Annotated in this window: 8 protein-coding genes; all 8 read left to right on the forward strand. The window is 72.2% G+C overall.

What is annotated here, in order from left to right; all coding sequences use genetic code 11:
* Positions 1–206: 206 nt before the first annotated feature.
* Entirely contained in the window at positions 207–1,391 is a 1,185-nt protein-coding gene (gene aroC, locus ACWF94_RS27730; protein ID WP_453494111.1) for a chorismate synthase, read from the forward strand.
* Complete coding sequence (locus ACWF94_RS27735; RefSeq protein WP_453494114.1) at positions 1,388–1,903, forward strand: shikimate kinase; 516 nt, start codon at positions 1,388–1,390, stop codon at positions 1,901–1,903. Before aroC ends, ACWF94_RS27735 begins: the two co-directional genes overlap by 4 nt.
* A complete protein-coding gene (gene aroB, locus ACWF94_RS27740) occupies positions 1,900–3,024 on the forward strand; it encodes a 3-dehydroquinate synthase (RefSeq protein ID WP_453494117.1) in 1,125 nt (374 codons plus the stop codon). Before ACWF94_RS27735 ends, aroB begins: the two co-directional genes overlap by 4 nt.
* Positions 3,021–3,461, forward strand: coding sequence for a type II 3-dehydroquinate dehydratase (aroQ, locus tag ACWF94_RS27745; protein WP_453494120.1), 441 nt, complete (start codon positions 3,021–3,023; stop codon positions 3,459–3,461). The genes aroB and aroQ overlap by 4 nt, the downstream gene beginning before the upstream one ends.
* 150 nt (positions 3,462–3,611) lie before the next feature.
* Positions 3,612–4,589 (forward strand): AAA family ATPase, encoded by a 978-nt coding sequence (locus ACWF94_RS27750; RefSeq protein ID WP_453494136.1) that lies wholly within the window; start codon positions 3,612–3,614, stop codon positions 4,587–4,589.
* A 549-nt stretch (positions 4,590–5,138) separates the two neighbouring features.
* Positions 5,139–6,245 (forward strand): aminopeptidase P family protein, encoded by a 1,107-nt coding sequence (locus ACWF94_RS27755; protein WP_453494127.1) that lies wholly within the window; start codon positions 5,139–5,141, stop codon positions 6,243–6,245.
* A gap of 56 nt (positions 6,246–6,301) precedes the next feature.
* On the forward strand, positions 6,302–6,868 hold the full coding sequence (gene efp, locus ACWF94_RS27760; protein ID WP_453494130.1) for an elongation factor P: 567 nt from the start codon (positions 6,302–6,304) through the stop codon (positions 6,866–6,868).
* Positions 6,869–6,870: 2 nt separating this feature from the next.
* On the forward strand, positions 6,871–7,299 hold the full coding sequence (nusB, locus tag ACWF94_RS27765) for a transcription antitermination factor NusB (protein ID WP_453494133.1): 429 nt from the start codon (positions 6,871–6,873) through the stop codon (positions 7,297–7,299).
* Positions 7,300–7,324: the final 25 nt, after the last annotated feature.

The raw sequence follows: 7,324 nt of genomic DNA on the forward strand, positions 1-7,324 counted from the left end.
AATTGAGCCCCTCCGGCGTTCGAGGAGCGGGGTGTGGGGCGGAGCCCCACCGGGGGGCGAGCCTCGTGGGTGGCGTACCGGCGGCGTCCGGCGGCTGGACCGGAGAGCGGGTCACGCACCCGGACGTGGGAGGATCGAGGGAGGCGGGCCAGGGCCGCGCACCCGGTCGCGCCGTCGCAGTTGAGGCGCGAGCAGGAGGAGCACCGTTGAGCAGGTTGCGTTGGCTGACGGCGGGGGAGTCGCACGGCCCCGCACTGGTGGCGACACTGGAGGGTCTTCCCGCCGGTGTCCCGATCACCACGGAGATGGTGGCGGACCACCTCGCCCGCCGACGCCTCGGCTACGGTCGCGGCGCCCGGATGAAGTTCGAGCGCGACGAGATCACGTTCATCGGTGGCGTACGGCACGGACTGACCATGGGATCCCCGGTCGCGATCATGGTGGGCAACAGCGAGTGGCCCAAGTGGGAGAAGGTCATGGCGGCCGACCCCGTCGACCCCGATGAGCTGGCCGCCCTCGCCCGCAACGCCCCGCTGACCCGGCCCCGCCCCGGACACGCCGACCTCGCGGGCATGCAGAAGTACGGACTGCCGGAGGCGCGGCCGGTCCTGGAGCGCGCCAGCGCCCGGGAGACCGCCGCGCGGGTCGCGCTCGGCGCGGTGGCCCGCTCCTACCTCAAGGAGACGGCCGGTATCGAGATCGTCTCCCATGTCGTGGAGTTCGGCGGGGCCAGGGCCCCTCAGGGCGTGTACCCGACGCCCGCCGACGTCGAGCGGCTGGACGCCGACCCGGTGCGCTGTCTGGACGCGGACGCGAGCAAGCAGATGGTCGCGGAGATCGACCAGGCCCACAAGGACGGCGACACCCTCGGCGGCGTGGTGGAGGTGCTGGCGTACGGCGTCCCCGTCGGTCTCGGCTCGTACACCCACTGGGACCGCCGACTCGACGCCCGGCTCGCGGGCGCCCTGATGGGCATCCAGGCCATCAAGGGAGTCGAACTGGGCGACGGGTTCGAGCTGGCGCGGGTGCCAGGATCACAGGCCCACGACGAGATCGTGGCGACCGACGAGGGACTGCGCCGCTCCTCCGGCCGCTCCGGTGGCACCGAGGGCGGAATGTCCACGGGCGAGCTGCTGCGGGTGCGCGCGGCCATGAAGCCGATCGCGACCGTGCCCAAGGCGCTGGCCACCGTCGACATCACCACCGGCGAGGCCGCCGCCGCCCACCACCAGCGCTCCGACGTCGCCGCGGTGCCCGCCGCGGGCATCGTCGCCGAGGCGATGGTCGCCCTGGTGCTGGCGGACGCGGTGGCGGAGAAGTTCGGCGGCGACAGCGTGCCGGAGACCCGCCGCAACGTGCGCTCCTACCTCGACAACCTGCACATCCGGTGAGCGCCCCGCTGATCGTCCTGGTCGGGCCGATGGGCTCGGGAAAGTCCACCGCCGGTGAGCTGCTCGCCCAGCGGCTGGGGGTGGCCTACCGGGACACCGACGCCGATATCGTCGCCGCCGAGGGGCGGGAGATCGGCGACATCTTCGTCAACGAGGGCGAGCCGCACTTCCGTGAGCTGGAGCGCGCCGCCGTACGGGACGCGGTCGCCGGGCACACCGGGGTGCTCGCCCTCGGCGGAGGCGCGATTCTCGACGAGTCGACCCGCGCGCTGCTGACCGGGCTGCCCGTCGCCTATCTCTCCCTCGATGTCGAGGAAGCGGTCCGGCGCACCGGCCTGGGCCAGGCCAGGCCGCTGCTCGCCGTCAACCCGCGCCGCCAGTGGCGGGAGCTGATGGACGCCCGCCGCCATCTGTACACCGAGGTGGCGCGGGTCGTCGTGGCCACCGACGAACGCACACCCGAAGAGGTCGCCCAGGCGGTCCTCGACGCTTTGGAGTTGAAGGACGCATGACCGAGCAGTCCCTGACCCGTATCCAGGTCGCCGGTACGGAGGGCACCCTGCCGTACGAGGTACTGGTGGGCCGGCAGCTCCTCGGCGAACTGCCCGGGCTGATCGGTCCGGCTGGGGGTACCTCCGCCGCAGGCAGGGGGCGGGTGGCCGTACTGCACCCCGAGGCGCTCGCCGGGACCGGGGAGGCGATCCGGGAGGACCTGGCGGCCCAGGGCTACGAGGCCGTCGCGATCCAGGTGCCGAACGCCGAGGAGTCCAAGACCGCCGAGGTCGCCGCGTACTGCTGGAAGGCGCTCGGCCAGTCCGGATTCACCCGCAGCGATGTCATCGTCGGCGTCGGCGGCGGTGCCACCACCGACCTCGCCGGCTTCGTCGCCGCGACCTGGCTGCGCGGGGTGCGGTGGATCGCCCTGCCGACGACGGTGCTGGGCATGGTGGACGCGGCGGTCGGCGGCAAGACCGGGATCAACACCGCCGAGGGCAAGAACCTCGTCGGGGCCTTCCACCCGCCCGCCGGGGTGCTGTGCGATCTGGCCGCGCTCGACTCGCTGCCGGTCCACGACTACGTCAGCGGCATGGCGGAGATCATCAAGGCCGGGTTCATCGCCGACCCCGTGATCCTCGATCTGGTCGAGGCCGATCCGCAGGGGGCCCGTACCCCGGCAGGGCAGCACACCGCCGAGCTGATCGAGCGTTCCATCCGGGTCAAGGCCGAGGTCGTCTCCGGTGACCTCAAGGAGTCCGGGCGCCGCGAGATCCTCAACTACGGGCACACCCTCGCCCACGCGATCGAGAAGAACGAGCGCTACAAGTGGCGGCACGGCGCCGCCGTCTCCGTGGGCATGGTCTTCGCCGCCGAACTGGGCAGGCTCGCGGGGCGGCTCGACGACGCCACCGCCGACCGGCACCGGGCGGTCCTGGAATCCGTCGGACTGCCGCTGACCTACCGGGGCGGCCAGTGGCCCGAGCTGCTGGAGACCATGAAGGTCGACAAGAAGTCGCGGGGCAGTCTGCTGCGCTTCATCGTCCTCGACGGCCTCGCCAAGCCGACGGTGCTGGAGGGACCCGACCCGGCGGTGCTGCTCGCCGCGTACTCCGAGATCGAGGCGGTGACGTCATGACCCGCCGGGTGCTGGTGCTCAACGGCCCCAATCTGGGGCGGCTCGGCTCCCGTGAGCCCGATGTCTACGGGGCCGCCTCCTACGCCTCCCTGGTGGAGAGCTGCCAGGCGATCGGCAAGGAGCTGGGCTTCGACGTCGACGTCCGGGAGACCAACGACGAGGGCGAGCTGATCCGCTGGCTGCACGAGGCCGCGGACGGGTCGCTGCCCGTGGTGCTCAACCCCGGTGCCTTCACCCACTACTCGTACGGGATGCGGGACGCGGCGGCGCAGCGGACCGCCCCGCTGATCGAGGTCCACATCTCGAATCCGTACGCCCGTGAGGCATTTCGGCACACATCGGTGGTCGCCGCCGTCGCCAGCGGGACGATCGCGGGCTTCGGCATCGGCTCCTACCGGCTGGCCCTGCGCGCCCTCGCCGAGGAACTGTCCGCCTGAGCTGGGCACTTCGGGGCCTCCCCGGTCGTTCCACCAGTGGCGGCCGGGGATCGGGGGCGTGCCTGAGTGCCGTGGGGGTACGGTTCGATGGCAAGCACAGTCGAGCTGCCGCCTGACCCGCGTCAGACGTACGAGACGGAGTGGCACCGGATGCAGCACGCGCAGGGGGCACCGCTGCCGCCGCCCTATGGGCAGGGGCAGGGATTCAGCGGATGGACCCATGGCCCCCGCCGGCTCGGGTCGCCGCCGCCCGTCGACCCCCCGCCGCCCGCCGGACCCCCGGCCGTGCCGCCTTCGCCCGCCGGGCCGCCACCCCAGGGGCGCCCACCGCAGGGGCCCGGTGGACCACAGCCCGCGCCAGGGCCTCCGCCACACAGCGGCCCTCCGGCGCACAGCGGGCCGCCGCCGCGCAGTGGCCCCCCGCCCCGCAGCGGACCGCCTGCACCGGGCTGGACCCCGCCCCGGCATCCCTCCGCGCAGCCGCCGCGCGACTCCACCGGTCATGTGCCGCTGCCGCCCGGCGGGCCGGTCCATCTGCCGATCCCGTCCCCGGCCGGCAGCGGCACCGGCGCGGCGACCCTCGCGGTCCTGCTGATAGGCCCCGCCGGGGCGGGCAAGACCACGGTCGCCCGGCACTGGGCCACCCGCCGCCGCGTCCCCACCGCGCACATCAGCCTCGACGATGTCCGCGAATGGGTCTGCTCCGGCTTCGCCGACCCCCAGTCCGGCTGGAACGCGCACAGCGAGGCCCAGTACCGGCTCGCCCGCCGCACCTGCGGCTTCGCCGCGCGCAACTTCCTGGCGAACGGGATCTCCTGCATCCTCGACGACGCGGTCTTCCCCGACCGGCCCGTCGTCGGCCTCGGCGGCTGGAAGCGCCATGTCGGGCCCGGGCTGCTGCCCGTCGTCCTGCTGCCCGGTCTGGAGATCGTCCTGGAGCGCAACGCCGAGCGCAGGGGGAACCGCAGGCTGTCCGACGAGGAGGTGGCGAGCATCCACGGGCGCATGGCGGGTTGGTACGGGTCGGGCCTGCCGATCATCGACAACTCCAAGTACGACGTCGACACCACGGCCCGGGTCCTGGACGACGTTCTCGCCCGCTCCGTCGCCAGCCCCCCGCCCTGGTAGCCCCAGCGCCCCTCGGCCCGCGCCCGGCCGTTTCGGGCTCCCCGGGCGAGCGGACCTCCGAGCGGCTCGGCCTCCCCGGCGGGGCTCCGCCCCACACCCCGCTCCTCAAACGCCGGAGGGGCTGGATTTGCCCGCCCTGCCATTTCTCCTGCGCGGGGATCGGTCCCCCGCTCCTCAATCTCCCCCTGAGCTTCGCCTGGAGGTACCCCAGGAGGGGCTGGATTTGCCCGCCCTGATCAACTTGGCGTGGATGCTCGGATTGTCAGCCTGTCCGGCGTTTGAGGACGGACCCGGGTGCCCGGGTGCCCGGGCGCTTCGTGGAGGTTCAGGCCGATGGCCCGGACCGTTCAGCCTGTTGGGGGTCCCCCCGGACGAAGTCTGGGGAGTTTGAGGACGGACCCTGGTCCGCAGGGGCCCGGGCCGGCGGGGGGCGGGTGCCCCGGGACCCTCGTCCTGATCGCGCCCGCGCAAGGCGCGACCGAAGCGCACCGCCCCCCGGTCGGACGCGCTGACCAGGCCGTCCCGCGACCGCGCTCGTACGCTCGGAACATGTCAGAGGTGTATGGCGTCCGGCGTGACCGCTTGCGGGACAGATGCGCGGCCACCGGCAGCGCCGGGGCCCTCGTCTCCCGTCCCGCCAATGTCCGCTACCTCGCGGGCGGTGCGCCTCCCGGCGCCGTACTGCTGCTCGGCCCGGACGACGACGTCCTGCTCTGCCCCCGTACCTCTGCCGGTGATCCGTCCGACGGCCGCCCCGACGAACTCCTGCGGCTGACCGTTCTGCCGTCGTCGGCCGGAGACCCGGCCGTCGCCGCGGCCGAGCTGGCACGTACGGCGGGTGTCGAGTACCTCGCCGTCGAGGAGCACCATCTCACCGTGGTCCGCCACCGGGCCCTGCGCTCCGTCGCGCCCCGGCTGCGCCTCGCGGACCTCGGCCTCGCGGTCGAACAGCAGCGGATCGTCAAGGACGAGGAGGAGATCTCCTGCCTCCGGATCGCGGCCGAGATCACCGACCAGGCCCTGGGCGAGCTGCTGGAGTCGATCCTGGTGGGCCGTACGGAGCGGCATCTCGCCCTGGAGCTGGAGCGGCGGCTCATCGACCACGGCGCGGACGGGTCGGCGTTCCCCACCGCCGTGGCCACCGGCCCGAACTCCGGCCGCCGGGGTCACCACCCCACCGACCGCCGGGTCGAGGAGGGCGATTTCCTCTCCGTCTGCGTCGGCGCGAACTACCGCGGCTACCGCTGTGAGATCGGGCGTACGTTCGTCATCGGCACCAGCCCCGCTCAGTGGCAGATCGAACTGTACGACCTGGTCTTCACCGCCCAGCGGGCCGCCCGCGAGGCCCTGGTGCCCGGGGCCGCATACCGCGATGTCGACCACGCCGCCCGCCAGATCCTGGACTCCGCGGGGCACGGTGAGGGCCTCGCACCGGTCACCGGACACGGTGTCGGCCTCGAAAACGACGAGGACCCGCAGTTGGCCCCGGCCGCCATGGGTAAACTGGACGCCTGCGTGCCGGTCACCGTCGAACCGGGGGTCCACCTCCCGGGCCGGGGCGGTGTCCGGATCGATGACACGCTCGTCGTACGCCAGGAGGCGGACGGCGGACCCGAGCTACTCACCATCACGACCAAGGAGCTGCTCGCGCTCTAGCGCGCGTGCCGCAGCCCGGGGTCGTCCACCGCGTCAGTCCAGGAGATTCCGCAACCGTGGCTTCCACGAACGACCTCAAGAACGGCATGGTGCTCAAGCTCGACAACGGCCAGCTCTGGTCCGTCGTCGAGTTCCAGCACGTCAAGCCCGGCAAGGGCCCGGCGTTTGTGCGCACCAAGCTCAAGAACGTGCTGTCCGGAAAGATCGTCGACAAGACGTTCAACGCCGGCGTGAAGGTCGAGACGGCCACCGTCGACCGCCGCGACATGCAGTTCTCGTACATGGACGGCGACTACTTCGTCTTCATGGACATGCAGACCTACGACCAGCTGCATGTCGCCCGCGAAGCCGTCGGCGACGCGGCGAACTTCCTGATCGAGGGCTTCGAGGCGACCGTCGCGACTCACGAGGGCGAGGTGCTCTATGTCGAGCTGCCCGCCGCCGTCGAGCTGGTCATCCAGGAGACCGAGCCGGGCGTCCAGGGCGACCGCTCCACGGGGGGCACCAAGCCCGCCACCCTGGTGACCGGCTACACCATCCAGGTCCCGCTCTTCATCACCACCGGTGAGAAGATCAAGGTCGACACCCGTTCCGGCGACTACCTCGGCCGGGTGAACAGCTAACCGTGGCCGCCCGCAACAAGGCCCGCAAGCGAGCCTTCCAGATCCTCTTCGAGGCCGACCAGCGCGGTGCGACCGTGCAGACGGTCCTCGCGGACTGGATCCGGCACGCACGGACCGACACCCGGCAGCCACCGGTCTCCGAGTACACGATGGATCTTGTCGAGGGGTACGCGCAGTACGCGGACCGGATCGACGACCTCATCGCCACCTACGCGGTCGACTGGGAACTGGACCGGATGCCCGTCGTCGACCGCAACATCATCCGGCTCGGCGCCTATGAACTGGTGTGGGTCGACGCGACCCCGGACGCGGTGGTGATCGACGAAGCGGTGCAGCTCGCCAAGGAGTTCTCCACCGACGAGTCCCCTTCGTTCGTGAACGGTCTGCTCGGCCGTTTCAAGGACCTCAAGCCGAATCTGCGCCGCGACTGATCCCCGGCCCGAGCCGGTTTCACCG

This window comes from Streptomyces sp. NPDC055078, assembly GCF_053607985.1.